The organism is Arthrobacter sp. R1-13 (assembly GCF_054161475.1).
The window spans coordinates 839,671-865,922 of sequence record NZ_CP096420.1; the positions used below are offsets into that span (position 1 = coordinate 839,671).

Genomic DNA, 26,252 nt, shown 5'->3' on the forward strand with positions numbered 1-26,252 from the left:
AGTCCTCTGCCGGAACAAAGTTTTACCCAGTTAGGAACAGATCATGGCTGTTGGAGTCTTTGACCTTTTTTCAATAGGCATAGGACCGTCCAGTTCACACACTGTGGGTCCTATGAGGGCTGCCGCTGTTTTTGCGGCGGAACTTAGGGCCAGCGGAGTCCTTGACCGCGTGGCTGGTCTGCGGGTGGACCTCTACGGCTCCCTCGCCGCAACCGGGCACGGCCACGGGACCATGACAGCCATCCTTCTCGGGCTGGAAGGGTTCCACCCGGAGCTGATCCTTCCCGCTGAGGTGGAGCAACGACTGGCTGCCATCGCTGACACGGGTCAACTGCAGCTGGCGGGCTCGGTGTCCTTTCCCTATGCGGTGAACGACATGATCCTGCACCCGCTTACCATCCTGCCGAGGCATACAAATGGCTTGAAGTTTGCCGTGTCCGATACGGCTGGTCAGGTTCTGCATCAGGCTACTTTCTTCTCTGTTGGTGGCGGCTTCATTGTCCGCGAGGGAGAAGAAGACGCGGCCCAGCAAGAGCTCGAAGAATCCAAGAAGGAGTTGCCGTTTCCTTTCCGGACCGCCGCTGAACTCCTGCGTCACTGCCAGGCCAACGGACTGTCCATCGGCGAGGTCATGCTCGTCAATGAGCGGGCGTCCCGATCGGAAGAGGAGATCAGGCAGGGGCTGCTTCACATCTATTCGGTGATGGAGAGCTGCGTCGCCGTCAGTCTTAAACGCGAAGGCTTGCTGCCCGGCGGACTCAAGGTCCGCCGTCGTGCGCCCGACTGGCATGAGCGGCTCATGAAGGAGGACAAGGACCGGGACCCGAAGTATTGGCAGGAATGGGTCAATTTGATCGCGCTCGCGGTGAACGAGGAAAACGCTTCGGGCGGCCGGGTGGTCACTGCGCCGACCAATGGCGCTGCCGGGATTATCCCGGCCGTGCTCTACTACGCCCTGCATTTTGCGCCGGGGATGGAAGAGGCCACCCAATCTGATCGCGACGACGTCGTGGTCAGGTTCCTGCTGACGGCGGCCGCCGTCGGCGTGCTTTATAAGGAACAAGCATCGATCTCCGGGGCAGAGGTTGGCTGCCAGGGGGAGGTTGGTTCGGCTTCATCCATGGCGGCGGCAGGTCTGGCCGAAGTGATGGGCGGTTCTCCCGCCCAGGTGGAGAACGCTGCCGAAATTGCGATGGAACACAACCTGGGCCTCACCTGCGATCCGATTGGCGGGCTGGTGCAGGTGCCTTGCATCGAACGCAACGCCATTGCCGCAGCCAAGGCAATCAATGCCGCCAAGATGGCGCTGTGGGGTGACGGATCACACCGCGTGTCACTCGATGAAGTGATCGTCACCATGCGGGAAACGGGCAGGGACATGAGCTCCAAATACAAGGAAACCGCCATGGGCGGCCTTGCGGTCAACGTAGTGGAGTGCTGAGGCCCGCAAACGCAAAGTCCACAGGGCCAAAGGCTGCATTAGGCGGGCTCCAGGGTGCCTTGTCCGCGTTGACGTACCAGCCATTGGCAGGCCGTGCCGGATCCGAGCTGCGGTTGGTCCTTGGGTCAGGGCCGGCCGATACACTTGAGGCTGCACGCCTGGGACTAGCCGCCTTACTGAACGCAACGATTGGACACCGCAGACTTGCGAGAATTTACTGCCCGTTTTGCCTCCGCCGAGGAGATCGCCAACTGGGACAACCATGTGACTGCAAATCCCAATGGTGGAAATCTGCTGCAGTCCGAGGCGTTCGCTGAAGTCAAACAGCACTTCGGCTGGAAGCCATTGCACCTCGTATATGAGACCGCTGACTACACCAGCTATAACTTGGCCCTGGAAAAGTCCATTCCGCTGCTGGGCAAGATCTGGTACCTCATCAAGGGCCCGGATGTTGCTGACGTCGAGGACATACCCGGGATCGCCGCAGCAAACGCTGATCTGATCAAGAGGGCGAAGCTGGGCGTCTTTGCCGTGAAGATCGAGCCCGACATTGTCCTGTCGGATCCTGCGCGCCAAGTCATCGAAGGTGCAGGCCTGAGCAAGACGCATAACCTGCAGCCTAACGATTCCACCGCCTTGCTGGATATCTCCCCTGAGCCGAACCAGTTGTTGCGGAACCTCCATTCCCGGGGCCGGAACGCTGTGCGCCGTGCTATCCGGGAGGGAGTTGAAGTGCAGAATGTGGAACCCAGCGAAGAAAACTTCAAAGCCATGTATTCGCTCATGACCACAACTGTCGAGGCTAAATCCCAGGTGCGGGTCCGTGAGTACGAGTACTACCGGCAATTCTGGACGAATTTCATCAACAGGGGTCAAGGCAGGCTGCTCTTCGTTTACGAGAACGGAGTTCCGTCCGTGGGTGCGTTTGTGGTCAACTACGGACGCAAAGGAACGTACAAGGACGGTGGGTCGCTGCAGAAGCGCAGTCAGTATGGCGACTCCCACCTGGTGCAATGGACGGCCATCAACCAGCTGAAGAACCTCGGGTGCACTGAATACGATTTCTGTGGGACTCCGCCCAGCGACCAGCTCAAGGACACGTCCAACCCGTTCCACGGCCTGGGGCTGTTCAAGACCAGCTTCAGCAAGACGGTGACGGACTTCGTGGGCTGTTATGACCAGATCCTGAACCCCTTGAAATACAGGGCGTGGATGGTGGCCGGAGAACGAGTGGCACGCCAGCTCTACACCCGTCGGACAGGACAACAGTTCTATTAAGTCAGCGTCAACGCCAGGGAGGGAGGCCGAATGACAAAGGAAACAGACGGCCGGCGTAAGCCGCACACGGACGGGCTGCCCAAGACTGAGCCGCTCTCGCCGTCGCAACTGCAGCAGAATGTCGCTGCCAAACGCATGCTGCGCCGGCTCGTGCAGGGGGAGAATCCGCCCACGGCGCCCCTGAGTATCGTTGACCGGCTGGCGGGAAGCCCTTATGCCAACCCGATGATCCAGGTTGGCGGAGTGGATACGTCAGCCCGTAAGACGATCGACTTCGCCCTTCACCTGGCTGAATCGATGTTCCGGTACGGTGCGGGTGCCCTCGAGGTGGAAACCAGCATCATTGCCGTAACGGCCGCCTTGGGACTGAAGAACATCGAGGTGGACATCACCAATCAGTCGGTGGCGATTAATTATGCGCCTAAGGACCAGACCCCCATTTCCCTGCTGCGCGTTGTCAGGTCCTGGACCAACAACTACGCAGGGCTCGCCCAGGTGCACCAGCTGGTGACGGACGTCGTGGCAGGCGGTGTGGGGCGGGATGAAGCTGTCCGTCGTCTCGATGAAATCATCCACAGCTCCAAGCCGTATCCGCGCTGGATGGTGACAGTCGCCTTCGGGGTGTTCTCGGCTGTTTTTGTGGGGATTCTTGGTGGCGGAGTGGGCGCCTCCGGAATTGCTTTTCTTTCCAACCTGCTCATCAGCCTGCTGGCCCGCCAGCTCAGCAAGCGGCGGGTACCGGACTTCTTCATCACGGCCTCCTGCGCTTTTGTCGTGACGTTCATAGCACTGCTGCTGTATCAGTCCGGCGTCCCGATCGAGCCAGCTATCGTCGTGGTCGGAGGTATTTTGCTGCTGCTTCCCACGGGCCGACTCGTCTCATCGGTCCAAGACGCCATTAACGGATTCCCGGTGACTGCCGCGGGTCGATTCCTCTCCACGGTCCTCACGTTCGGGGCCCTGGTCGCTGGGATTGCCGTTGCGCTGGTAGTGGGTACCGTCACCGGCATGGAAGAAATCGAAGTAACAGAAACATTCCCGCCGGCGTACGACTGGTGGGCCCTGATCATTCTCACGGCTGTTGCCGTACTGGCCATCGGTATCACGGAACAAACCGCGTGGAAGCTCCTGTTGCCTACTGCCGGAGTCGGCGTCGTCGGCTATCTGGTGCTGTGGGGGGCAACTGCCCTCGGCGTCGGCGACAGGTTTTCTCCGGCTCTGGCAGCGGTGGTCATAGGCCTTCTGGGACGCGTTGTGGCGCTCAAAATGGGGGCTCCCCAACTTGTAGTCGCTGTCCCGGCTGCCCTGATCCTGCTTCCTGGCTTGACCATATTCCGCTCCATGTACGTGCTGACCATCGAGGAATCGCAGATCCTCATTGGTGCCGGGGGAATGCTGAACGCCGGCGCTATTGTCCTCGGAGTCGCCGCGGGAATCGTCTTGGGCGACACCCTGGCCAGACCGCTCACGCGGAATCTGGCGAGCAATGAGCGCAGGAGGGCGAGACGCCGCTAGGTGTCGCGTTGTTCACGACGCGTCAGCTCCAGATCTCATCCATTCAGATCTTTCCGATCGGGAGCTGTTTCTCGGCCTGGAAGTCATCTTCCACTCTTCCCTTGGCCCAGTAGCCGGACAGGGAAACCTGGGAACGCTCAAGGCCACGCTGGACGAAGAACACGTCACGCAGGGCCTTCATGTAGCCCCGTTCCCCATGCGCGAAAACCTGCACCCGCCCGTCCAGCCACTCGCCGTTCCGTACAGCATCGATCAGGAGCTCGCTGGAACCCGCCGCGGTTCCGCGACGCAGGAGCCAGTTGAGCTCCATCCCTACGGGCGCCGCCACTGCCTGGATGTCCGCCTCGCTGTCTACTTCCAGATAGGCCTTACCGAGCGCCTCTGGCGGCAAAGATTCGATGGCAGCGGCAATGGCAGGGAAGGCCGCCTCGTCGCCGGCGAAAAGGTACCAATCGACTGCTCCATCCGGGTTGTAACCGCCGCCCGGGCCGGTGAAGATGATGGTGTCACCGGGCGCCGCTGCTGCTGCCCAGGGTCCTGCCAGGCCCTCGTCTCCGTGGATCACGAAATCAATGGCCAGTTCCCGGGCCCCTTCATCAACCCAGCGGACGGTATAGGTCCTGGTGTGCGGCCACTGCTCGCGTGGCATGGTTTCCCGGATGGTCCACAGATCCAGCGGCTCCGGATAGGCCACCCCGGGTTGCGGGAAGGCGATCTTCACATAACGGTCCACGAACGCATTGTTGGTGTACGTGGAGAATCCTTCACCACCGGCGATGATCCGAACCATGTGCGGTGACAGCTCTTCCCGCCGGAGAACTGTAAGTGCGGTCTGAGGGCGCGAGTTGCGCGTCGCGGAGGTGGCAGCGGGAAGTGACGTCATGGAGGTAAGCCTAGGCTAAGTTAATGGCGTGCCGCACATGGTTACTTATGAACCCGTTGTGGCATGCTGCAGGGACTAAACTGCACCTCTACTGCCGCTAGCTACACGTTCCGGGGCTCCCCGGGCAATCTGTGGGGACATGGGAGCACCCACTCAGCCGCCCGTTATTTCCGGATGGCCGGGCAGCAGCTCAATGCACCAACGCAGACATGCCCGTAAGGCTGGGGGGCTCCACACAGAGCTGACTCAGAGGACCGGAAGTTCCCAGTCAACCGGCTCGGCGCCCTGCTCTTGCAGCAGGGCGTTGGTCCGGCTGAACGGGCGGGAACCAAAGAACCCCCGGGACGCTGACAGCGGGCTCGGATGAGCGCTGGCCACTACCGGTGTGTTCCCCAGGAGGGAACGGACGGTGTCAGCGTCCTTGCCCCAAAGGATGGCCACGAGGGGAGGGGTGCTGCCGTCCGCACGCCTGCGCGTGGCCACAGCGGCGATGGCCGCCGTCGTAATCTTTTCCCAGCCTTTGCCCCGGTGGGACCCCGCAGCACCGGCCCGGACGGTCATTACCCTGTTGAGCAAAAGGACTCCCTGATCCGCCCAACCGCTGAGGTCTCCGTGAACCCGCGGGGGGAGGCCAAGATCAGCTTGGAGTTCAGTGAATATGTTGGTCAGGCTCCGGGGAATGGGCCTGGTAGCCCTATCCACCGAAAAGGATAATCCGACGGCGTGACCGGGGGTCGGATAGGGGTCTTGCCCCACCACCAGGACCTTTACCGCCATGAGGGGTTGCCGGAACGCGCGCAAAACGTTCGACGGCGATGGCAGAATAGTGTGCCCGGCCTCCACTTCGGAGGCGAGGAAGCTCAAGACGCTGCGCAATTCGCTCTCCACCGGGGCGAGTGCCTCTGCCCAGTCTTCAGCTACCAGGCCGGAGAGCGGGAGGCTCGCAAGCTCGGCAAATCCCATAGAGTCCGAAGCCGCCGGCTCGAGGTCGAACAAAGCATCTGAGTCAAACACAGTTCCTATTGTCCCTGTACCCAAGGTTGGACAGGTAGCAGGGTACCCAAGGTTGGACAGGTAGCAGGCGAATGCCCGGCATATGCGGGCCACTTCCGAGTTGAAGAAGAAGCGAGTCGTTGCAGCCCAAATGACAAGAGTGTTATTCCTCCGTAATATGGGAGCGGGACTCTCCGCCGGAACCAGCCAGGCGCAGTCCGCTACCCACTTGCAGAATCAGTTGCATTCATCAGGACCAGCAAAGGACCGTGCCGTGGCCGAACCCGTACAGGATTATCTGCTTCAGCAGGTACAGCCCGCAGGAGAGCCTAGCGGCGAGTCATCCCTGAGCGATCGGGAGCAGCAGATGCTCGCACTGGAGCGGCAGTGGTGGAAGTACGCAGGTGCCAAGGAACAGGCCATCCGGGAGCTGTTTGACCTCTCGGCTACGCACTACTACCAGATCCTGAATGCACTGATTGATACTGAAGCTGCTTTGGCGCATGACCCGATGCTCGTGAAGAGACTGCGTAGACTACGTACGTCACGCCAGCGGGCACGTACTGCACGCCGCCTGGGTTCGGACGCCTAAAGTGAGCCAGCGCTGAGCAATCAGCGACTACCAGCAAGGACACCGTTCAATCATGACCAAGTACGCACGGGATGAATTTGACAGAATTCCGGAGGCATCGTCGCGCCAAGGTGTCCACCGGGTGGCTGCTGGTCCTTCCAAGCGTAAATTGGGTCCCGTGCTGGCTGTTGGCGTAGCCGCATTGGCCGTTGGACTGGCGGCCTTCTTCTTTTTCCCAAAACTTGGTCTCTCCACTGCGGATCCCTTGGCCATGTTCGGACGATCCAGCTCCGCCTCCGGATCCGCCCCCACGACTGAGGCCGGCGCCACCCCCTCGACAACGCCTGAGCCGTCCCAGAGCCCGGCTCCGCTGGCTACCACCGCGGAATCCAACCCTCCATCGCCAAGTCCGCAGCCGACCACTCCGCTGGTTGACAAGAGCCAGCCTGTCGCCGTCTACAACGGGACCACGACGCCGGGATTGGCCGGACGAGTGGCAGAGCAGATCCAAAAAGACGGCTGGACGACGGACCCGATCGGAAACTGGGGCGGGTTGCCGCAGCAGACCTCCGTCATTTACTACAAGGGCGAGGGCCAAAAGGGAGCAGCTGCGGCTTTGGGGACATTGCTCAGCATCCCCACTCTGGTCGATTCGGCAGAGTTCCAGCAGCCCCTTGTGGTGGTTCTCGGACCCGGCTACGAGTAGGTGTCAGTTAGGCCTGAATAACTATTGGGCACCATTCGGCCAGCCGCCGGACAGCGGGCCCGGGGTTCGTTACAGTGATTAACGACGCCTTGAAGTATGGGCAGCACAGCGACGGCAATAACGCGACCGCAGCACAGTGACGTGGGCCGGAAGCAGCAATGAAAGTGTGGACAACATGGCTCTGGGAACCGTCAAATGGTTCAACGCCGAAAAGGGCTACGGCTTTATCACCGTGGACGGATCCGGGGATGACGTCTTTGTCCACTGGTCCGCGATAGAGGGCGACGGCTACCGCGCGCTCGAAGAGGGCCAGCGTGTTGAGCTGGAAGTGGGCGAAGGAGAGAAGGGCCCGCAGGCAGAAAACGTCCGGCCTGCCTGATGGGGGCCGAACGAGCCGCCGCCAGGGCGGTCATGACGGCGTGTGCCTGCCTTGTCCTTGCCCTTACTGCATGCGCCGGTCAGGCCGGAAACGCGCGTCTGGCGCAGGCCGAGGCAAGCGGTGACGGAACCCTGCGGATTGGCCTGATCCTGGATAACGTGGGGGACCGGTCGTTCCTCAATGATTCCCAGCGGACGGCCGCCCGGCTTGCGGTGCAGGAGATCAATGCTGCCGGCGGCCATAAAGGGAAGCCTGTTGAGCTGCTGCCGGAGATGGTCAACGAGGATGCCTCCGGACAGGCCAGGGAACTGGTCGCTGCCAAGGCTGACGTCGTGATCGGCCCAACGGATTCCAGCCATGCAGGTGAAGCCATCGATGTGCTCGCCCGTGCCAACGTCACCCTGATCTCGCCGGCCAATACGGCAATGGCACTGAGCAAATATAAGAGCGGCGGCTACTACTTCCGCACCGCGGCTGCTGACGTCGCCCAGGCTTCGGTGCTGGCCAAACTCGCCAAGGACGGTGGTGCCCGCAGCGTGGCGGTGATTCATGAAGCAGGCAGCTATGGGGCCGACGTCTCGGGCGCACTGAAGTCGGCGGCCAGCCAGGCCGATCTGGATATTGCCGTGGATGCTGAATTCACGCCAGGGGATGCGCGGGGGGCCGCGGCGAAGGCCAAGGATTCGGCGCCCGACGCCGTCATACTGGTTGCGCGCCAGGATGCCGTCGGAGCAATTGCTGAACTGAACAATGCAGGCCTGGGAGGGAAGAAGCTGATTCTGAGCGACGGGGCCGTGGACCAGTATGGCTCAAGGCTTGGTTCCAAGGCCCTCGATGGCTCCCGTGGAGTGCTCCCGGGTACTTTCCCGTCCGCCCACTTCCAAGGCGAGCTGGTGGCGGTCAACGCGCAGCTCAAAGACATGACCTTCGCTGCGGAAACCTACGATGCCGTAAATCTGGCCGCCATCGCGGCGGCCGCAGCGCAGGACGACGCCGGCGCCTCCATCGCCTCACACCTGCTTGCCGTCTCGGGAGGACGGGCGGCGAGCGAAGCCGATCGGGCAGCGGACGCGCTGGCCTGCAAGACATATCAGGAGTGTGCAGACGGAATCCGGTCGGGGAAGACGGTGGATTACGACGGCGAATCGGGTGCCATAGCTTTTGACTCCAGCGGGGACATCACGAGTGCCAACTACATGGTGTTCACCTACGGAGCGGATAATACGGCCAAAATGTCCGGTACCGAGTCCGCAGCCAAGGACGCAGGATGATCGCTGGCAGTGAAGCCTGCCCCGGTATTGAACCGCTCTGATGGCTTCTGCTTGCACTCTCCCCGGTGGAGTGCTAATTATTGAGTTAGCACTCCTATGTATCGACTGCTAATGCGGTGTCCGGTTCAGGCCGGTCGCCGGGTACGGAAGCCGGACACAGGAGCGAAAGAAATACCTGACTGGGGTGAGATTCCAACCATTGGTGTACAGAGGCCAAGGGGGAAGGATCGTCCGTCGCGGGCACCGCAGCTGGGTTCATTCTTAACGACTGTCCCGAAAGGACTACTGCCGTTATGGCCAAGATCATTGCATTTGATGAAGAGGCACGCCGCGGCCTCGAGCGGGGCCTGAACACCCTCGCCGACGCCGTCAAGGTCACCCTCGGCCCGCGTGGACGCAACGTCGTCCTCGAAAAGAAGTGGGGCGCCCCCACGATCACCAACGATGGTGTTTCCATCGCCAAGGAGATCGAGCTGGACGATCCCTACGAGAAGATCGGCGCCGAGCTGGTCAAGGAAGTTGCCAAGAAGACGGACGACGTCGCTGGCGACGGCACCACCACGGCAACTGTGCTGGCACAGGCCCTGGTTAAGGAAGGCCTGCGCAACGTAGCAGCCGGGGCGGACCCGCTGTCCCTCAAGCGCGGCATCGAGAAGGCAGTCGAAGCGGTAACCCGCGAGCTGCTGGACAATGCCAAGGAAATTGAAACCAAGGAAGAGATCGCAGCCACGGCTTCCATCTCGGCCGGTGACGACGAAATCGGTGCGCTGATTGCCGAAGCCCTCGACAAGGTGGGCAAAGAAGGCGTCATCACCGTCGAAGAGTCCAACACCTTCGGCCTCGAGCTTGAGCTCACCGAGGGTATGCGGTTCGACAAGGGCTACATCTCCGCGTACTTCGTCACCGACGCAGAACGCCAGGAGACCGTCCTGGAGGACCCGTACATCCTGGTGGTCAACTCCAAGATCTCCAACGTCAAGGAACTGGTTGCTGTCCTGGAAAAGGTCATGCAGTCCAACAAGCCGTTGCTGATCATTGCCGAGGACGTCGAGGGTGAAGCCCTGGCGACACTCATCGTCAACAAGATCCGCGGCACCTTCAAGTCCGTAGCCGTCAAGGCCCCTGGCTTCGGCGACCGCCGTAAGGCCCAGCTGGCTGACATCGCCATCCTCACCGGCGGTCAGGTCATCTCCGAGGAAGTCGGCCTCAAGCTTGAGAACGCCGGCCTGGAACTCCTTGGCCGTGCCCGCAAGGTTGTTGTCACCAAGGATGAGACCACCATCGTTGAAGGTGCAGGCGACGCAGACCAGATTGCTGGCCGCGTTTCCCAGATCCGTGCCGAAATCGAGAACTCCGATTCGGACTACGACCGCGAGAAGCTGCAGGAGCGCCTGGCCAAGCTGGCTGGTGGCGTTGCAGTCATCAAGGCCGGTGCCGCAACCGAGGTTGAACTCAAGGAACGCAAGCACCGCATTGAGGACGCTGTCCGCAACGCCAAGGCTGCCGTTGAAGAAGGCATCGTCGCCGGTGGTGGCGTTGCTCTGATTCAGGCCGGCCTGAAGGCATTCGCCAACCTGCAGCTCGAGGGCGACGAGGCCACAGGCGCCAACATTGTCCGTGTAGCCATTGACGCTCCGCTGAAGCAGATCGCCTTCAACGCCGGCCTCGAACCGGGTGTTGTTGTGGACAAGGTCCGCGGCCTGCCTGCCGGCCACGGCCTGAACGCTGCAACCGGCGAGTACGTCGACCTGCTGGCTGCCGGCATCAACGACCCCGTCAAGGTAACCCGCTCTGCCCTGCAGAACGCGGCTTCCATCGCCGGACTGTTCCTCACCACCGAGGCCGTTGTGGCCGACAAGCCGGAGAAGAACGCTCCGGCCATGGGTGGCGGCGACGAGATGGGCGGCATGGGCGGTTTCTAACCCCCTGCTTTAGCCTGAAGATCAAAAGTACGGCCCCCTCTTTGGAGGGGGCCGTACTTTTATGTGTCCATGGCCTGCCGAGGTGCGAAGCTGCTACTTTTCCTTCGCCCGCTTGAGGATGTTGGAGAAAGCCTTGATCTTGGCAGGGCTGTCGATGAGCCACGATCCATAAGCGTTAAGTTCGGTGTTGAAGTAGGTGAGTGCTATTGCCCCATGCGCCGAGAGCTCAGAGTAAGTGCGGTCCAGCCAGAGCGGATCCGCCATCGCGGCGTCGTCCGTGTAGCCGGTTTCCGCAAGGCCCCAGGCCGCCTTTTTTGATTTGGCGAAGGCGGCGAGGGTCGGAAGGCCGAAGTCGAACGGATAAGTGATTACCACGCCGTCCTTGACTACGCCGTATTCGTTGTAGGGGTCAAAGCCCATGATGTCCACGAGCCCGTCCCCGGGATAAAGGGCGTCGAGGGAGTACTGCGCTTCACCATAGAGCTGATTCCAGCCTGTGAGGATAGTACTGAACGCCACGTTGTCGGAGTGGGCATGGACTATCGGCGCCAACTGACGTTGCATGGCGACCCAGTCTCTGACTTCCCCATCGCCTTCAGGCTCATGGTGGAAGGCAATCCAAACGGGCGCCTTCAGGGCGGCAAGCTTCAGGATAAGGTCTATCGTCCAGTCGTCGCCCTTGCCTGCGGCCATTTCTGCCCAGCTGTACGGCAGTTCGAAGCTGATCCAGGGGATACGTCCGACGGCGACGTCTTCACTCGCGGTCCGGACGGCGGAGTCCACCTTGTCTCCATCCCAGTAGGTGCGGCGGATCTGCAGAGTTCCGCCGATCTTCTGCTCGAATTCGGCCGGATCCGTATTTGCTCCGTAGGACGCGCCCACGAGCACTTTGTTCGGAATTCCCATTTCGGGTGGGTGCGAGTAGGCCGGCATCGGTTCTACAACGGGGGTGGGGGAGGCCGGGGGAACGGGTGTTGCTGCGCCGGGATCCCGGCCGAAAGGGAAGTCGCACGCTACCAGCTGGATGAGAAGCAGCAGCGCGAGGGCCACTCGGATCAGCTTCCGGGCAAGGATGCTGCCCGTTGGTCCAAGCGCTTTTTCATTGACACAACGCTGAGGCGAGAGGAGGGTGCGGCGTGCGCGATCGCCGTCGAGCCGGACGGCCCTGACCGCGGCGATCACTTTCACCCAGCACCCTCCCCACGCTTGCTCAAGCTCGTGAGTCTGATTCTAGCGCTGACGTGTTATTCCTCTGCGCGCCTGAGGATGTCAGCAAACTGCTGAGTCTTGGCCGGGTCATTGATGAGCCAGGAACCATAGGCGTTGACTTCGGTGTTGAAGTACGTCATGGCGATTGCTCCGTTGGCGGAAAGCTCGGAGTAGGTCCGGTCCATCCAGGTCGGGTCTACCCTGGAAGCCTCATCAGTCAATGCTGTTTCAGCTAGGCCCCAGGCCGCCTTTTTCGATTTCGCGAAGGCCGAGAGAGCTGGAAGATTGAACTTGAACGGATTCGTGATGGTCTTTCCGTCCTTGACTACCCCGTATTCGTTGTACGGGTCAAAGCCCATGATGTCTACCAATCCGTCGCCGGGGTAGAGGGCGTCCAGGGAGTACTGCGAATCACCGTACAACTGGTGCCAGCCGGTAAGAATGGTGCTGAACGCAATGTTGTTGGAGTTGGCGTGAACGATTGGTGCCAGCCTTCGCTGCATGGCAACCCATTGGGTGACGTCCCCGTCCCCTTCAGGCTCGTGGTGGAAGGCGACCCAGACAGGCGCGTTGAGGGCGGCCAGCTTCTGCGTGAGATCCTTGGCCCAAGCGTCGCCTTTACCGGCAGCCATCTCTGACCAGGTGTACGGCAGCTTGAAGCTGAGCCATGGGAGACGACCCTTGGCTACGTCACCGGTGGCCATGCGGACGGCTGAGTCAACGTTGTCCCCACGCCAGAAAGTCCGTCGGATTTGGAGGGTTCCGCCGATCCTCTGCTCAAAATCGGCAGGATCTGTATTTCCGCCATAGGCGGCTCCGACCAGTACCTTGCTGGGAATCCCCATCTCCGGTGTTTGGGTACCTGTGAGGGTCGCTGTACCGGGTGCAGCCGCCGTCGGCGCCGGCGCCGGAGCGGCCGTCGTTGGTGCCGGTGCCGGAGTGCTTGTGGTGGGTGCGGGTGCCGGGGCGCTGGTGCTTGGTGCCGGAGTGCTTGTGGTGGGTGCGGATGCCGAGGTCGTCGGCGCGGGGGACGTCGTCGTGGGTGCGGGTGCCGAGGTGGTGGGCGCCGGGGACGTCGTCGTCGGGGCGGGTGCTGCCGAGGTAGTAGCCAAGCCGGTCGAGGCGTCCTTCAGAGAGACGTCGTCGACGAGGAGTTTACTTGTTGTGGCGAAGTAGGTGCCCACAACATTCAGGTCCAGGTGGCCGCCACTGGAGCTAGTGGTCATTGAAAGCTTCACTTCGTGCCATTGGGTGTCACTCAGCTTGAAAGGTGTTGAATGAGATTTGACTCCGGATGCAGATACTTCGCGGATACGGAGCTGGCCTGAGACACCAGGCGTCTGAGTCTTTACCCATGCGCTTACGGAATAAGTCTTTCCGCTGGTGGTCGTGGGGATAGTAGCGACTTTGTCGTTCAGGACGACGTCACCTCTGGTGGACGTCGCCAACGATGCTGCCTGACCGGTACGGCCGCCGGAAACAGCAGTGATGCTCTGGGCTGCCGTATTGGTCTTCCAGGCCGTCGTGCCGTTTTCGAAGCCTCCATTGACTACGTATTCCGATGTGGCTGCCGTTGCCGCGAGGCCAACAGGGATAGCGGTGGCGAGGACAGACACCGCGCCTCCGAGGGCAAGGGCCTTGGCTGCCAGGGGGGACAACCTGCGGCGTTCAGCTGCCGGGGGCGTGTTTGATTGGACGAGGACATGCCGTCCTCGTTGGGGGGTCGTATTCAAGTTTGAACTACTTCCTTGGCTGGGGGACCGGCTGTCGACACGGGCATCAATGGATGCCATTGCGTTGCGGCCGTCGATGTCGGTAGCCGAGACTACCAGCGGGTATCCCCTATGTCACACTTTGGTAACGGCATTAGGGTGCTCGGCCTGTCTTTCAGATGACATTGAAACGATGTGTATGTGCGCGCGCTAACAATGCCATTTTGAGGTCTGCGTCACTTAAAAACCGGGCCTTTTGCCCCTAGAACCCGGGGGACCTGCTATTTCATCATTGGCTGTTACAAAACCTGGCCGGGCAGCTACGAGGAGGCCGAGAAAAAAATCAGGTCATAATTGCCGTCGTCTTCGTAGTGTTCGGGCCAGAGGTGCTCTGACGGCAGTGCCAGGGTCGCCACCAAACATGGGGCAAGCTGCTCACTGTCGGACTGTTCTGGCAGGATGTTCAGGTGACGATAATTGCAGCGGCCGACGGTTCGGCTTTAGGAAATCCTGGTCCGGCCGGATGGGCCTGGTTCGTAGATGAGGACTGCTGGCGAGCCGGAGGATGGCCGCAAGGCACCAACAATCAAGGCGAGCTCATGGCCGTGCTGGATTTGTTCCATGCAACCGCCCATTTGCCGGACGAGGACTTGCGGATCCTGTGCGACAGCCAGTACGTCATCAACTCGGTTACAAAGTGGATGCCGGGATGGAAGCGCAAGGGCTGGCGCAAGGCGGACGGCAAACCTGTGCTCAACGTCGAGCTTCTAAAAGAGATTGATAAGGCCTTGACCGGACGCAATTACACTTTTGAGTGGGTACGGGGGCATGCCGGTCACGAGCTGAACGAGGCTGCCGATGAACGTGCCCGGGCAGCCGCTACCGCCTATCAGCAGGGTATTGCCGTCCGAACCGGACCCGGTTTCCCCGGCGTCCACGGAGCTGGGACAGGCACCAGCGAAGCCACCCCCCGCAGGGAGCCCCTGGAGGCTCTACCTGCAGCTCCCGTGCCTACGAAGGCGGGAGCCTCACGCCCGGAACCCTCACATGGCTACGGGGAGGCGGCACTTTACGAGGAACCTGACCTTTTCAGCGAACTCGACGCCGATCCTTTTGCCCTGCCGTCTGCCGCCGAGCCTGCCCCGGAAGTTATCGTGGAGGAGCTTGAACGCGAGTTACTCAGCCCGGAAGTGCGGGCAGACATCGGGCGGACTGGAGTTTTGCTGCATCGGGATTTTACTGAGATCGGAAGCTCAGGGCGGCTCTGGACCCGGGACGCGATGATGACGGAGCTGGAGGAGAATCCGGGGCCGAGGACTGAGCTGGAACTTCTGGCAGCCGACCGTATCTGCCCCACTGCGGTGCTTTTGACCTACCGCAGCCACACGCGGACCGGGACGACGCTCCGCAGCTCCCTCTGGGTTCTTGACGGGGCTCAATGGCGGATCCGCTTTCACCAGGGGACAGAGGAAGCATAAGCGCACCAGTCCCCTCAGCTTCAGCTACCTCTCAAGTACGAAATCGTCCGTAAAGGAAGATCCTGCCGCAGGGACGAAGCGGACATCGAGCCGGGAAGCCGTGGCTCTTACGTCGAGCGTTCCCTGTGCAGGATCCCGGTTCTTTCCTGACCAGACAGCAAAATACGCGGCCTCAGAATCAGTATCTGAAACTTCGTTAGGCGAAACTCCACCAACGCCGTTGGTAACGAAAACCGTTCCTTGACCTTCCTTCATTTCGTTGTCGTCGTCCGCCACACAATTTCCCGATACCTTCCCCGGAACCAGTCGGGGACAGCTGTCATTAACATTCAATTGGTGGGTCCGTTGATAAACGTGCTCGTGGCCGGAGAGAACCAAATCAACTTTCTTGCTGACAAGCATGTTAATCAAGGGTGCTCCGGGCTCACATTCGTAGCGGCCCATACTGAAGCACGAAGCGTGCATACCCACCACAGTCCAAGGAATGTTTGCCTCCCGGGCACCGTCAATGGCGGCCTCAGTCCACCTCCAACGCTCGCTTCCCTCGGAGTAATCAAGCCGCTCGCCCCCATGGAAATCAATTCCAGGTGACACCAGAACAAATCGGACAAGGGGCTTATCCTGCGGGACGTCTACGTACCATTGAGTCCCGTACTCTCCCTGCAGCCCTGGCAGTTTATTGGGCAGGCATTTGACAAAGTTGGCAATATCGCCGTCATGCCCGTCACTTTCGTGGTTCCCGGTGATCAGCTGGTACGGGAATTCCATGCCAAGTTTTTCCTTCACCATGTCACAGAACTTTTCCTCGATGCCGGCCTCGTAGGAAAGATCGCCAAGTGCAATATTGAGGTCCGGCTTCAAATCAGCGATCACGTCGAGGACCCTTGTTGCACCTTTGCCGACGCCGATATCTCCTGCCGCAGTGAAGTGGACCGATCTTTCATCAGACTGTGAGGCCGGCTGGCAAGCTGTCATGCCGAGGCAGAACAAGACTGCCGCTAGCCCTACGCGGATGGAAGATTTGCTGAATCCCATGGCAAACACGCATCCCCTCGTTCACCGACCCTGCAGGTTGGCGATTCAGTTCCGAGCATAGCTTTCGCGGCGGTGACCTGACGAGTGGGCAGAGCGGAGATGCCAGCAGGCAACGCTGTCGGAGCTGACCTAAAGGGCACTAACAGAAACGGCACCTAGCTGAACCGCTGAGCGTTGCCCTGTTCAGCCTGCGCGTAACTGGCAGCCGCCGAACTCAGGGCAAGATTTATGGATGCCAGGGACGCCTCCACTTTGCCCTGTGTCAGCGTCCACTCGGTAACAAGGGACTGGAAGTTGGTGGCAGCCGAACCACGCCATGTGGCCTGCAGCTCGTCCAGGCCGCGTTTCATTGTCTGGACATCCGAGCTGATGCGGTCCACGGTGGCCTTTACATTTGCTGACTTGACCTGGAGAAGTTCGGTATCGACGGAAATGATGGTCATGGAGATGCCTCTCGATGCTTGTTAGTGAGTAACACAAAACCGGTTGTCCCGGCCCTTGCATCAAGCCTACGGAGACGGCGGAGGCCACTGCCATGGCCTATCCCTGTATGTGGATAACTTCGACGTCATCCTTCGTGTCAGCCAGACCATCATGGTGCGGGAGGGTGACAACCAGCGTGGCGCCTCCTCCTTCGGTGTGTTCAACCCTGACAGTTCCGGCATGAGAGCCCACAATGGCAGCCACGATGGCCAGTCCCAATCCACTGCCTCCCGTTTCGCGGGTCCTTGAGGTGTCCGCGCGGTAGAAGCGCTCGAAGATTCTGGGTGCCTCCTCGTCGGGGATGCCGGGTCCATGATCCCGAACTTCAATAACAGAGCGCCGGCCGCCCTCGTGGTCGGCTCTGACGCCCACAGCGAGCTCAATGGGGGTGCCCTCGGGGGTATACCGGAGGGCGTTGCCCACAAGATTGCCCACAACCTGGCGGAGCTTGGCTTCGTCTCCCAGGACGGGCGCCGGTGCGGTGGGGCCGCCGTCGAGCCCTATTAAACTGATGTCCCGCTTACGCTGGCTGGCCTGGGTGTCCACCACAGCGTCGTGAGCAATGAGCATCAGGTCAACCGGCTTTTGTTGCAGGGGGCGCTGTTCATCAAGGCGCGTCAGGAGCAGGAGGTCCTCCACCATGCTGCCCATTCTCTTGGCTTCGCTTTCGATCCTGCCCATAGCGGTGCCCACATCCTCCTTTGAAGCCAGGGCGCCGTGGCGATACAGCTCCGAGAAGCCGCGGATGGTAACCAAGGGTGTGCGGAGCTCGTGGGAGGCATCTGCTGCAAAACGCCGCATGCGCTCTTCTGAGGCGAGGCGTGCAGCGAAGGCCGATTCGATGTGCGCCAGCATGGCATTGAGCGAGCTTGCCAGCCTGCCAACCTCGGTACCGGGGTTTTCAACGTCCACTCGCCGTGAAAGATCTCCGGCGGCGATCGCCGCAGCTGTTTTTTCAACCCTCCCCAGCGGCCGGAAGGAGCGCGAGACAGTCCAGGTGGCTATGAAGAACGCCAACACCAATGTCAGGAGCCCCACGCCAACGACCACCAGGACGGCATGCTCCATGACCTCGTCCACGGGAGCCAGCGGAAGCCCCACAATCACCACTGCATTGCGCTGGTTTCCATCCAGCACATTAACCGCCACGACCCTCCAATTGCCGCCGTCTGTCCCGCGCACCTGGAACGGGACATTCTTGCGTGCATCAGCCTGGGCAGGGGAAATGCCGTCGATGGCAGGACGGGAAACCTTGCTGCCGCCGAACGGGAAGGGCTGCTGGCCGGGGCTGTACAGGATGAGCGAGTAGTCGGTGGGCACAGACGGGTTCTGTTCCTGCAACTGGCTGAATGACTGCTGCCGGCGCGCGGAGTCGAGGGCAGCCTTGAGCTTGTCATCCACCTGGCCCTGCAGATAGCTGTGCAGAAGCGTCAGGGTTCCAGCCCCGGTGACAGTCAGGGCGACCAGCATCAGCGCCATCATGATGGCCACGAGTTGCGACCTAAGGGAGGCCGACTTCCAGCGGTGCAGCAACGTCAGCGCTTCTCAGCCGTTCGCAGTACGTATCCAACGCCGCGCTTGGTTTGGATGAGCGCCGGGGCATCGGGGTCGATGTCCACTTTCCGGCGCAGGTAGGAGATGTAGGACTCCACGATCGAAGCGTCTCCGTTGAAGTCGTACTCCCACACATGGTCCAGGATCTGGGACTTGGAGAGCACCCTGTTCGGATTGAGCATGAGGTACCGCAGAAGCTTGAATTCCGTGGGGGAGAGTTCAATAACGGTTCCACCCCGACGGACTTCGTGTGCGTCGTCGTCGAGCTCCAGATCGTCTACACGGATGACCGCATCGTCGTCGATCAGCGGCTGGGTGCGCCTCAGCACAGCCCTGATGCGGGCAACCACCTCGTCCAGGCTGAAAGGTTTGGTCACGTAGTCATCGCCGCCAACGGTCAGCCCTGTCACTTTGTCTTCCGTGTCGTCCTTGGCAGTAAGGAAAAGGACGGGGAAGTGTTTGCCCGCGGCCCGAAGGCGTCGCGTGACAGTAAAGCCGTCCATATCGGGCAGCATGACGTCGAGGACGGCGAGATCCGGCGCATGGAGGTCAGCTGCAGCCAGGGCGTCCCGTCCGTTCCCGGCCGAGACCACTTCGAAGCCTGCGAATCGAAGCGAGGTGGACAGCAGCTCGCGAATGTTCGGTTCGTCATCGACAACAAGGAGCTTGGCTTCGGGCCCATTCTTTTTCATACTTCCCATAATGCTCCCAGTGTCTGGGAGTTTTCTGGACGAAAGCAGTATGTTTCACGGGCAACGGAAGCCTTCGTCCCTCAGGCTTCCTGGGGGTTCCTGCCGACATCTTTGGCGTCCATGATCCTGTATGCGTAACCTTGCTCGGCCAGGAAACGTTGCCTGCGGGCGGCAAAATCCTGGTCCAGTGTGTCTCGGGCAACCAAAGAATAGAAACGGGCCGAGCGGCCATCCTGTTTCGGCCGGAGGAGCCTGCCCAGCCGCTGGGCTTCCTCCTGCCTGGAGCCGAAGGACCCTGAAACCTGGATTGCCACCGAGGCTTCGGGCAGGTCGATGGAGAAGTTCGCCACTTTGGAGACCACGAGGGTTGTGAGTTCCCCGGACCTGAAGGCATCAAAAAGCTTCTGCCGCTCCCGCACCGGCGTCTCACCCTTGATCACAGGTGCCTGGAGCCTCTCCGCAATGTCGTCAAGCTGATCGATGTACTGTCCGATCACCAGCAGCTGCTCGCCCTGATGCAGGCCCACGAGATCCTCCACCAGCCGGGTTTTCGTTTCTGACGTCGCACACAGGCGGTATTTGTCGGCGTCGTCGGCCATGGCGTAGGCAACCCGCTCATCGCGAGGAAGATCAAGCCGGACTTCGACGCAATCGGCGGGAGCAATATAGCCTTGGGCCTCGATGTCTTTCCACGGCGCATCGTAGCGCTTGGGACCAATAAGGCTGAAGACCTCGCCTTCCCGGCCGTCTTCCCGGACCAAGGTAGCGGTGAGACCCAAGCGGCGGCGGGCCTGAAGATCGGCTGTCATCCGAAAAATCGGAGCGGGCAGCAAGTGGACTTCGTCATAAATGATGAGGCCCCAGTCATTTCCGTCCACGAGTTCCAAGTGCGGGTACAGGCCCCCTCGCTTCGTCGTCAGGACCTGGTATGTGGCGATGGTGACAGGCCGGACCTCCTTGACGGACCCGGAGTACTCGCCGATCTCCTCCTCAGTCAGGCATGTCCGCTTCAGCAGTTCGTCCTTCCACTGCCGGGCCGCTACCGTGTTGGTCACCAAAATGAGCGTAGTGGTGGAACTGGTGGCCATGGCCGCCGCGCCAACGATTGTCTTTCCCGCACCACAGGGAAGTACGACGACGCCGCTGCCGCCGGCCCAGAAGTTTTCGGTCGCCAGCTGCTGGTAGGGCCTGAGCTTCCATCCTGTCTCGTTCAGGAGGATGGGATGCGGTGTGCCGTCAACGTAGCCTGCGAGGTCTTCTGCGGGCCAGCCGATTTTGAGCAGCAGTTGCTTGAGCTGCCCCCGTGCGGACGAATGGACCACCACCGTCTCGCCGTCAATCCGGGGGCCGAGCAACGGCTGGATCTTCTTCGCCCGCGAGACCTCCTCGAGCACGGGATAGTCATCGGTGCGCATAACCAACCCGTGTTGCGGGTCCTTCTCCAGACGAAGCCGGCCGTATCTGGACATTGTTTCCTCGACGTCCACCAGCAGCGAATGGGGAACGGGGAACCGCGAATACTTCAGCAGCGTATGAAGGACCTGTTCGGCGTCGAGTCCCGCGGCGCGGGCATTCCAGAGACCCAAGGGAGTGAGGCGGTAACTGTGGACATGCTCCGGGGCCCGCTCCAGCTCGGCAAACGCCGCGATCGCATGGCGGGCCTCCGTGGCAAGTTCGTGGTCCACTTCCAGGAGGATGGTCTTATCGCTCTGGACGATTAATGGGCCGTCAGACACTGTTGCTATTCCTCTGCTGGTTCAACGTCGATAATGCGGTGGATGGAGAGAACCCGCTCAATTTCTTTGTGGGGGTCGAACACACGGACCCTGCCGCCGGATACAGCTACCGGAACAACGGTTTCCCTGTTCGCGTTCCCGAGGTTGTCCACAATGTTCATCGTGACGCGTTGCTTGAGCCGGATCGCCTTTTGGAGCGTCTCCAGCCCGAGTTGAGTGACCTCTTCACTGTTATTGCGCCCCTCTGCAAGGCCCTTTGTCCGGGAATCCCCAGGAACGGTTGACTGCCGCGCGCCGTTTTCACTGCGGTCCTGCCGGAGAACCGCGAGCTGGGCGTTCACATCCGATTCCAGTGGCGCTGTTCTGGGCGCCGTATATACGGGAACGCCACTGCCGGCCACCGCGGTGGTCCGCCGCAACCGGACGACGGCGGCCTCGTGGTCTTCCAGAGCTGGAGAGAGACCCAAGTCCCGCAGAACCTGGGCGGTCTCCCGGGGAGTGGAGGACGAAACGAGGACTGTCGGGGCGAGTCGGACCAGACCCAGGCCGGAAGCGTTGGAGTTGTTGAGCAGCTCCAGGAGAGCGTCTTCATCATCGGCCTGGACGAAACTTGCTGCCGCCCCAACACGGAGCCTCCCGTGCCGGGCCGCGGTATCTTCCACCAGATACTGCAGCGGCTGGGGGACCGCCGTGGCGGAATGACTGCGCAGGAATTCCAAGAGCATGGAGGCGTCCATTCCGGCGTCGAGGGCGCGGCGGATGGAGGGTACGGAGAAGCGGTAGATGGTTGCCGGTCCTTGGCCTTCCGCGTCGGCCATCACGAGGAGCTTTTCGCTGAGTTCCGGCGCGAGATAGCCAGGCGCAACAGCAGTAAGATCCGCTTGCAGCAGCACATGGTTCAGGGCAGCCGGCAGGTGCTCGCCCAGCATATCCAGAGCATCGTCAGGCCGGCCTGAGGCCACGGCAGCGCCAAGTTGGCTGAGTGCCCCGGATCCGATCAAGCCCAACATCTCGGCCTCGGCCAGGACACCACGGATCAGGGAGCCGAAGCGCCGGGCCATCCGGGGTTGGGCCCATTCGGCGCGCTCCAGGACTGCGGCAGCATCCAGCACCGGGGCCTTCCCGTCAGGCGCCGCAGCCTCAACAGTCAACTCATGGAGTATTTCCAGGATCCGTTTGCGCACGATCGGGGCATCGGGCCGTTGGGCCTCCGCGGACAGTGCATTGATGACGCTGCCCGCCGCTCCTCGGTTTGTGGCGGCTCCCTGGGTTGACACGGGCTGACCGACGAGCGAAGGAGCACGTTCACTGGCAAGCCAGGCATTGACGAGCCACAGCCACTGTTCCTGGCGGGGAAGCGTTAGCCACTCCAGCTGCGGCGGCTGAACCCACGAAGAACTGTCGACGTCGAGCCGTAAGAGCCCGGCGAGGGCGCACAGCTCAACGAGCAGGTTGGCTTGCTGCAGTTCAATCCGCAGCGCCTCTGCAAGGCGCCTCATTTCGCGTACCCCGACGCCGCCGCTGCGCAAGGTTACCAGGGGTTGGCCACGGACAACAAAGAGCAGCTCGCCGGTGAGGCGAAGGGTTTCGGCGATCGCGCCAAGGGCGGCGTTGCGGCGCAGTGCCGAGGTGGTGAACCCGAGTTTCGGTACCGGTGGCTTCAGGGTGAAGTGCTCGATGATTGCCCCTCCGCGGAGGGACATGCCCACGCTGTGGGGGAGTTCCACATGGGCAGCGTCCAGGGGGACAAGCAGGCCCCTGGCCAAGAGCCAGTCGACAGGCCCGACGTCGTGACCTTCGTTTGCCAGCGACGTCCGGCGCTGTGCCTGGGGAACAGCTCCCATCGCCCAGTTTCCAAACCGGGCGAGCAGGGCAGTGGTCCGGCCCGGGGCAGAGGCAAGGATCTCCTGAAGCGACTCGGGCGACGAGGTCCAATGCTGAAGGGACAGGGCCGCGTCCATGGGGGTCGTGGCGGGATGGATGTCTGCACCTGCTGCCCGCAGCTCTGCCACGATCTGCACTACGCGTTGGGAAAAGGCCGGTTGCAGGCGGACCAGTTCGGTATAGCTCCGACCCAGCCCTGCCGGATAGATTCCAACGACGTCCCTGAGGCTCCCAACGGGGAGATAAAAGCGATGCCTGGTGGCCGCAGGCGGCGTACCGTGGGGAGGTTCGGCACGTTGCACCAGTGCCAGCTCCTGAAGCGAGTGCAGCAGCTGCTCAATCACCGAGAGGGTGGAACCAGCGATCACTTTTTTCAGGACCGGTGCGGAGGCGCTGTGGCCGGTGTCAGTGTTGGTGCACAGGTGCAGTGCCTCCAGCACCTGCATTTGGGGGCGGTTCAGCCGCTCCAAGGCACGCTGGACGCTGACCCTGCCGCTGGCGCGGGCCGCCAAGGCTGCGAAATCCGGTACGCCAGGAGAGATGAGGTCCGGTCGCGCGGAGAAAAGAGCCCGCAACGATTCATCGCTGCGCGCCTCCAATTCCTTGCTGAGCGCGCGAATAAGGGACATCAGTCCAACGTTACCGCCCGGACGGCTTTCCTGCCCGCCGGCGGACCACTCCGTCTGCAATCAGGGCCAGCATCAGCAGGAACGCGAGCGGTAAGCCATACAGCGCCGTCGACGTAATCCAGACAGGTGCAACAATGCCTGCAAAAGCCAGGGCCATAACGGCGCCCACTGCGATCAGGGACAGAATGGCCACGGCAGCGGCCAAGATCTGGAAGGGCCGCTGGAAGCGGGAGGGAATCATGATGCAACGCTAACAGCCTGGCTCCGACGGGCTGAAAGCAGGAAACAGGGGCCCGGCAGGATAATGTTGACGTAACAGACCAATATGGATCAGGCGTCATGCCCAAACCCGCCCAATTAGCGGCGGCGGACGGCTGTTTCCCAGTCGCAGAAGAATGAAGAAGGTTGATTGCATGCCCACCGGCAAGGTCAAGTGGTACGACAAGGACAAAGGTTTCGGTTTCCTTGCAGGGGAAGATGGCCAAGAGGTGTTCCTGCCCAAGTCTTCGCTGCCCGAGGGCATCACGGAACTCAAGGCAGGAACACGTGTTGAGTTCGGCGTAGCGGATGGCCGGAAGGGCGCCCAGGCCTTGGGCTTGCGTGTCCTGGACAAGACGCCGTCCATAGCCAAGGCCAAGCGCACCAACGCAAAGGACCTGGCGCCGGTGGTCCAGGACCTGGTGACCGTGCTGGACAACCTCTCGGGAACGCTTTCCGCCGGGAAGTACCCGGAGGGTAACAAGGGCAAGGCCATTGCCGCTGCCCTGCGTAAGGTCGCCGACGAGCTGGACGCTTAAGGCCCCCACATGACTTCGGAATCCGATCAGTCTGAATCAAAGCCTGCAAAGCGACGTACAGGCGTGCCGGTCTGGCGTACCGGAAAACCGGATGCGCTTCTGGCTGCGGCCGTGGATGTTGCCAGGACAGCAGTAGAGGGAATCGCCCCGGCCTCGCAGGTCGGTCGGCATCTGGCTGCCCGGACGGAAGGGGACCGTGTTGTAACGCACCTTTTCGAATCGAAGCTTGCCGGCTATCAGGGCTGGCAGTGGTACGCCGTTCTGACAAGGAACTCCCGGTCCAAGACCGTAACCGTCAATGAACTGGGTCTGCTTCCGTCCGAGGACTCGATTCTTGCCCCTGAATGGGTTCCCTGGGCGGAGCGCGTGCGCCCCGAGGATGCCCGCCAAGACGATGAGATTATCAGCGAAGAACATTCTGAAGAAGCGGACACCGGGATTGACGCCGCGGCAAAGGGGCTGATCGCCGCAGCAGTGGCTGACGCTGTGCCGGAAGTTTCCGATCCAGAGACGGCGCCTTCAGCCGAGTCGTTTGAGTCTTTCGATGAGGACGAGCCGTTCGATGAGGCTGAGCCCGTTGATGAGGCCGGCCCTTCCACAGAGGGAACCGTTTAACCAAAGACGGCGACGGCGCCGCCGGACGTAATCCCGGGCGGCGCCGTCGGACGCTGTCTTTAGATCTTTTCTCTGCAGGACTTGCAGGCTGCTACTTCTTCAGTTCAGCTACCACGTAATCGATGCTGGCCAACAATGCGGTGATGTCATCGGGCTCGATGGCAACGAATGTGGCGATCCTCAGCTGGTTGCGTCCCAGCTTGCGGTAGGGCTCGGTATCAACGATTCCGTTGGCGCGGAGCACCTTGGCGATCGCGGAAGCGTCGATGGAGTCATCGAAGTCTATGGTGGCAATGACATTGGAGCGGTCCTCAGGATTGACGACGTACGGCGTCGCATACTCGGAAGCATCCGCCCAGTCGTAGATGCGGCCGGCAGAGTCTGCTGTCCGCTTCGCTGCGAAGTCCAGGCCTCCGTTGGCATTGAGCCACTGCACCTGAGCGTCCAATGTCACCAGCGTGGCCAACGCGGGCGTGTTGTAGGTCTGGTTCAGCAGGGAGTTGTCGATTGCCGTTTGAAGATCGAGGAAATCGGGGATCCACCGGCCGCTCGCCTTGATCCGGGCTGCCCGCTCCAAAGCTGCCGGGGAAAACAGCCCGAGCCACAGGCCGCCATCGGAGGCGAAGTTCTTCTGCGGCGCAAAGTAGTAGACGTCAGTCTCGGCCACATCCACGGCGAGCCCGCCCGCGGCGGAAGTTGCGTCCACCAGGACCAGTGAACCCTCGTCAGCGCCGAGGACACGCTTGACGGGGGCGGCAACACCGGTGGAGGTCTCGTTCTGCGGCCAGGCGTAGACGTCAACGCCGGCTTCAGCAGCAGGGGCGGGCCGGGTGCCGGGCTCAGCCTTGATGATTGAGGAGGTCTCAAGGAAGGGCGCCTTGTTGGTGGCAGCGGCAAACTTCGAACCGAACTCACCAAAGGACAGGTGCTGGGCTTTCCGTTCCACCAGCCCGAATGCGGCGACATCCCAGAATGCAGTGGACCCGCCGACGCCGAGAATGACTTCGTAGCCTTCCGGGGCCTGGAAAAACTCGCTCAGGCCTTGACGGACGGATCCAACAAGGTTCTTTACAGGTGCCTGGCGGTGGGACGTTCCCAGCAGCGTTGCCGAAGCCGCGGCCAGTGCAGCCATCTGCTCCGGGCGGACCTTGGAAGGGCCGGCACCGAACCGTCCGTCCTTGGGTAGGAGGTTGGCGGGAATAGTGATGCTGGTGTCGCTCACAATGGCTCCAATTTTCGACTTTGGACGTAGGAGATGGCCCGGCAGGTAACGGTTGCTGCAACTAAGACTCCCGTTTATTCTGCCTGACGGGGCCCACTGACGGAATTTGATCGTCACACTGCGGTCATGACCAACACCGCCGCTCATTTGGTTGGGTAGTGATTATCCGGAGTAGTTCAAAATACGTTAAGCTGGCCTGACGTACAGCACCGGGGCCGGGCTGCGTTGCGGAGGCCCCATGGGACCG

The 26,252-nt window shown here is 61.3% G+C and carries 23 protein-coding genes; 11 read left to right on the top strand and 12 right to left on the bottom strand.

Annotated features, from left to right (window positions below; translation table 11 throughout):
* Positions 1–43 precede the first annotated feature (43 nt).
* The 3 genes from M1D88_RS04090 to M1D88_RS04100 all read left to right on the top strand — a co-directional run bounded on the left by M1D88_RS04090 (position 44) and on the right by M1D88_RS04100 (position 4,234).
* On the top strand, positions 44–1,441 hold the full coding sequence (locus tag M1D88_RS04090; RefSeq protein ID WP_458113312.1) for an L-serine ammonia-lyase: 1,398 nt from the start codon (positions 44–46) through the stop codon (positions 1,439–1,441).
* A gap of 189 nt (positions 1,442–1,630) precedes the next feature.
* Complete coding sequence (locus M1D88_RS04095) at positions 1,631–2,719, top strand: lipid II:glycine glycyltransferase FemX (RefSeq protein WP_458113313.1); 1,089 nt, start codon at positions 1,631–1,633, stop codon at positions 2,717–2,719.
* A 30-nt stretch (positions 2,720–2,749) separates the two neighbouring features.
* Entirely contained in the window at positions 2,750–4,234 is a 1,485-nt protein-coding gene (locus M1D88_RS04100; RefSeq protein ID WP_458113314.1) for a threonine/serine ThrE exporter family protein, read from the top strand.
* A 43-nt stretch (positions 4,235–4,277) separates the two neighbouring features.
* On the opposite strand, the gene M1D88_RS04105 is transcribed toward M1D88_RS04100, so the two are convergent.
* Together M1D88_RS04105 and M1D88_RS04110 are read right to left on the bottom strand one after the other, a co-directional pair.
* Complete coding sequence (locus M1D88_RS04105) at positions 4,278–5,117, bottom strand: siderophore-interacting protein (protein ID WP_458113315.1); 840 nt, start codon at positions 5,115–5,117, stop codon at positions 4,278–4,280.
* A gap of 246 nt (positions 5,118–5,363) precedes the next feature.
* Entirely contained in the window at positions 5,364–6,131 is a 768-nt protein-coding gene (locus M1D88_RS04110) for a uracil-DNA glycosylase (RefSeq protein ID WP_458113316.1), read from the bottom strand.
* A gap of 346 nt (positions 6,132–6,477) precedes the next feature.
* Here M1D88_RS04110 and M1D88_RS04115 point away from each other — a divergent pair, with 346 nt between their 5' ends.
* The 5 genes from M1D88_RS04115 (at position 6,478) to groL (ending at position 10,959) form a co-directional block, all read left to right on the top strand.
* Positions 6,478–6,702: a DUF3263 domain-containing protein gene (locus M1D88_RS04115; protein ID WP_235500105.1), complete on the top strand. Its 225-nt coding sequence runs from the start codon at positions 6,478–6,480 to the stop codon at positions 6,700–6,702.
* A 52-nt stretch (positions 6,703–6,754) separates the two neighbouring features.
* Positions 6,755–7,387 carry a LytR C-terminal domain-containing protein gene (locus M1D88_RS04120; protein WP_458113317.1) on the top strand — a complete coding sequence of 211 codons (633 nt, stop codon included), beginning with the start codon at positions 6,755–6,757 and terminating at the stop codon, positions 7,385–7,387.
* A gap of 175 nt (positions 7,388–7,562) precedes the next feature.
* The gene (locus M1D88_RS04125) at positions 7,563–7,766 is read left to right on the top strand and encodes a cold-shock protein (protein ID WP_247048443.1); all 204 of its coding nucleotides are present in this window, start codon (positions 7,563–7,565) and stop codon (positions 7,764–7,766) included.
* Positions 7,766–9,037: an ABC transporter substrate-binding protein gene (locus M1D88_RS04130; RefSeq protein WP_458113318.1), complete on the top strand. Its 1,272-nt coding sequence runs from the start codon at positions 7,766–7,768 to the stop codon at positions 9,035–9,037. The genes M1D88_RS04125 and M1D88_RS04130 overlap by 1 nt, the downstream gene beginning before the upstream one ends.
* 293 nt (positions 9,038–9,330) lie before the next feature.
* On the top strand, positions 9,331–10,959 hold the full coding sequence (groL, locus tag M1D88_RS04135; protein ID WP_458113319.1) for a chaperonin GroEL: 1,629 nt from the start codon (positions 9,331–9,333) through the stop codon (positions 10,957–10,959).
* A 93-nt stretch (positions 10,960–11,052) separates the two neighbouring features.
* On the opposite strand, the gene M1D88_RS04140 is transcribed toward groL, so the two are convergent.
* Both M1D88_RS04140 and M1D88_RS04145 read right to left on the bottom strand, forming a co-directional pair.
* Entirely contained in the window at positions 11,053–12,147 is a 1,095-nt protein-coding gene (locus M1D88_RS04140; RefSeq protein WP_458113320.1) for a hypothetical protein, read from the bottom strand.
* 56 nt (positions 12,148–12,203) lie between these two features.
* Complete coding sequence (locus tag M1D88_RS04145) at positions 12,204–13,901, bottom strand: carbohydrate binding domain-containing protein (protein ID WP_458113321.1); 1,698 nt, start codon at positions 13,899–13,901, stop codon at positions 12,204–12,206.
* Between the two features lie 446 nt (positions 13,902–14,347).
* On the opposite strand from M1D88_RS04145, the gene M1D88_RS04150 reads away from it, so the two are divergent.
* Positions 14,348–15,358: an RNase H family protein gene (locus M1D88_RS04150; protein ID WP_458113322.1), complete on the top strand. Its 1,011-nt coding sequence runs from the start codon at positions 14,348–14,350 to the stop codon at positions 15,356–15,358.
* A 24-nt stretch (positions 15,359–15,382) separates the two neighbouring features.
* On the opposite strand, the gene M1D88_RS04155 is transcribed toward M1D88_RS04150, so the two are convergent.
* The 7 genes from M1D88_RS04155 to M1D88_RS04185 all read right to left on the bottom strand — a co-directional run bounded on the left by M1D88_RS04155 (position 15,383) and on the right by M1D88_RS04185 (position 23,612).
* Positions 15,383–16,348, bottom strand: a complete 966-nt coding sequence (locus tag M1D88_RS04155; protein WP_458113323.1) for a metallophosphoesterase — start codon at positions 16,346–16,348, stop codon at positions 15,383–15,385.
* A 200-nt stretch (positions 16,349–16,548) separates the two neighbouring features.
* Positions 16,549–16,836: a WXG100 family type VII secretion target gene (locus M1D88_RS04160; protein WP_458113324.1), complete on the bottom strand. Its 288-nt coding sequence runs from the start codon at positions 16,834–16,836 to the stop codon at positions 16,549–16,551.
* Between the two features lie 97 nt (positions 16,837–16,933).
* Positions 16,934–18,358: a sensor histidine kinase gene (locus M1D88_RS04165; protein WP_458114421.1), complete on the bottom strand. Its 1,425-nt coding sequence runs from the start codon at positions 18,356–18,358 to the stop codon at positions 16,934–16,936.
* 53 nt (positions 18,359–18,411) lie between these two features.
* Positions 18,412–19,122: a response regulator transcription factor gene (locus M1D88_RS04170; protein WP_309106599.1), complete on the bottom strand. Its 711-nt coding sequence runs from the start codon at positions 19,120–19,122 to the stop codon at positions 18,412–18,414.
* Positions 19,123–19,202: 80 nt separating this feature from the next.
* Positions 19,203–20,858 carry a DNA repair helicase XPB gene (locus M1D88_RS04175; RefSeq protein ID WP_458113325.1) on the bottom strand — a complete coding sequence of 552 codons (1,656 nt, stop codon included), beginning with the start codon at positions 20,856–20,858 and terminating at the stop codon, positions 19,203–19,205.
* Between the two features lie 5 nt (positions 20,859–20,863).
* On the bottom strand, positions 20,864–23,371 hold the full coding sequence (locus M1D88_RS04180) for a helicase-associated domain-containing protein (protein WP_458113326.1): 2,508 nt from the start codon (positions 23,369–23,371) through the stop codon (positions 20,864–20,866).
* A 10-nt stretch (positions 23,372–23,381) separates the two neighbouring features.
* Entirely contained in the window at positions 23,382–23,612 is a 231-nt protein-coding gene (locus M1D88_RS04185; protein WP_458113327.1) for a hypothetical protein, read from the bottom strand.
* A gap of 172 nt (positions 23,613–23,784) precedes the next feature.
* Here M1D88_RS04185 and M1D88_RS04190 point away from each other — a divergent pair, with 172 nt between their 5' ends.
* A complete protein-coding gene (locus M1D88_RS04190; protein ID WP_309106603.1) occupies positions 23,785–24,168 on the top strand; it encodes a cold-shock protein in 384 nt (127 codons plus the stop codon).
* A gap of 9 nt (positions 24,169–24,177) precedes the next feature.
* Positions 24,178–24,783 (top strand): DUF3027 domain-containing protein, encoded by a 606-nt coding sequence (locus M1D88_RS04195; RefSeq protein ID WP_458113328.1) that lies wholly within the window; start codon positions 24,178–24,180, stop codon positions 24,781–24,783.
* A gap of 91 nt (positions 24,784–24,874) precedes the next feature.
* Here the strand turns inward: M1D88_RS04195 and serC are convergent, their stop codons facing one another.
* Positions 24,875–26,005, bottom strand: coding sequence for a phosphoserine transaminase (serC, locus tag M1D88_RS04200; RefSeq protein ID WP_458113329.1), 1,131 nt, complete (start codon positions 26,003–26,005; stop codon positions 24,875–24,877).
* Between the last annotated feature and the right edge of the window lie 247 nt (positions 26,006–26,252).

What these genes read in the sequence shown, in the direction of transcription:
- M1D88_RS04090 (WP_458113312.1), top strand. Translation starts at nt 44, where the DNA reads ATGGCTGTTGGAGTCTTTGACCTTTTTTCAATAGGCATAGGACCGTCC.
- M1D88_RS04100 (WP_458113314.1), top strand. Translation starts at nt 2,750, where the DNA reads ATGACAAAGGAAACAGACGGCCGGCGTAAGCCGCACACGGACGGGCTG.
- M1D88_RS04105 (WP_458113315.1), bottom strand. Translation starts at nt 5,117, where the DNA reads ATGACGTCACTTCCCGCTGCCACCTCCGCGACGCGCAACTCGCGCCCT.
- M1D88_RS04115 (WP_235500105.1), top strand. Translation starts at nt 6,478, where the DNA reads ATGCTCGCACTGGAGCGGCAGTGGTGGAAGTACGCAGGTGCCAAGGAA.
- M1D88_RS04120 (WP_458113317.1), top strand. Translation starts at nt 6,755, where the DNA reads ATGACCAAGTACGCACGGGATGAATTTGACAGAATTCCGGAGGCATCG.
- M1D88_RS04125 (WP_247048443.1), top strand. Translation starts at nt 7,563, where the DNA reads ATGGCTCTGGGAACCGTCAAATGGTTCAACGCCGAAAAGGGCTACGGC.
- M1D88_RS04130 (WP_458113318.1), top strand. Translation starts at nt 7,766, where the DNA reads ATGGGGGCCGAACGAGCCGCCGCCAGGGCGGTCATGACGGCGTGTGCC.
- groL (WP_458113319.1), top strand. Translation starts at nt 9,331, where the DNA reads ATGGCCAAGATCATTGCATTTGATGAAGAGGCACGCCGCGGCCTCGAG.
- M1D88_RS04160 (WP_458113324.1), bottom strand. Translation starts at nt 16,836, where the DNA reads ATGACCATCATTTCCGTCGATACCGAACTTCTCCAGGTCAAGTCAGCA.
- M1D88_RS04165 (WP_458114421.1), bottom strand. Translation starts at nt 18,358, where the DNA reads ATGATGGCGCTGATGCTGGTCGCCCTGACTGTCACCGGGGCTGGAACC.
- M1D88_RS04170 (WP_309106599.1), bottom strand. Translation starts at nt 19,122, where the DNA reads ATGAAAAAGAATGGGCCCGAAGCCAAGCTCCTTGTTGTCGATGACGAA.
- M1D88_RS04180 (WP_458113326.1), bottom strand. Translation starts at nt 23,371, where the DNA reads ATGTCCCTTATTCGCGCGCTCAGCAAGGAATTGGAGGCGCGCAGCGAT.
- M1D88_RS04185 (WP_458113327.1), bottom strand. Translation starts at nt 23,612, where the DNA reads ATGATTCCCTCCCGCTTCCAGCGGCCCTTCCAGATCTTGGCCGCTGCC.
- M1D88_RS04190 (WP_309106603.1), top strand. Translation starts at nt 23,785, where the DNA reads ATGCCCACCGGCAAGGTCAAGTGGTACGACAAGGACAAAGGTTTCGGT.
- M1D88_RS04195 (WP_458113328.1), top strand. Translation starts at nt 24,178, where the DNA reads ATGACTTCGGAATCCGATCAGTCTGAATCAAAGCCTGCAAAGCGACGT.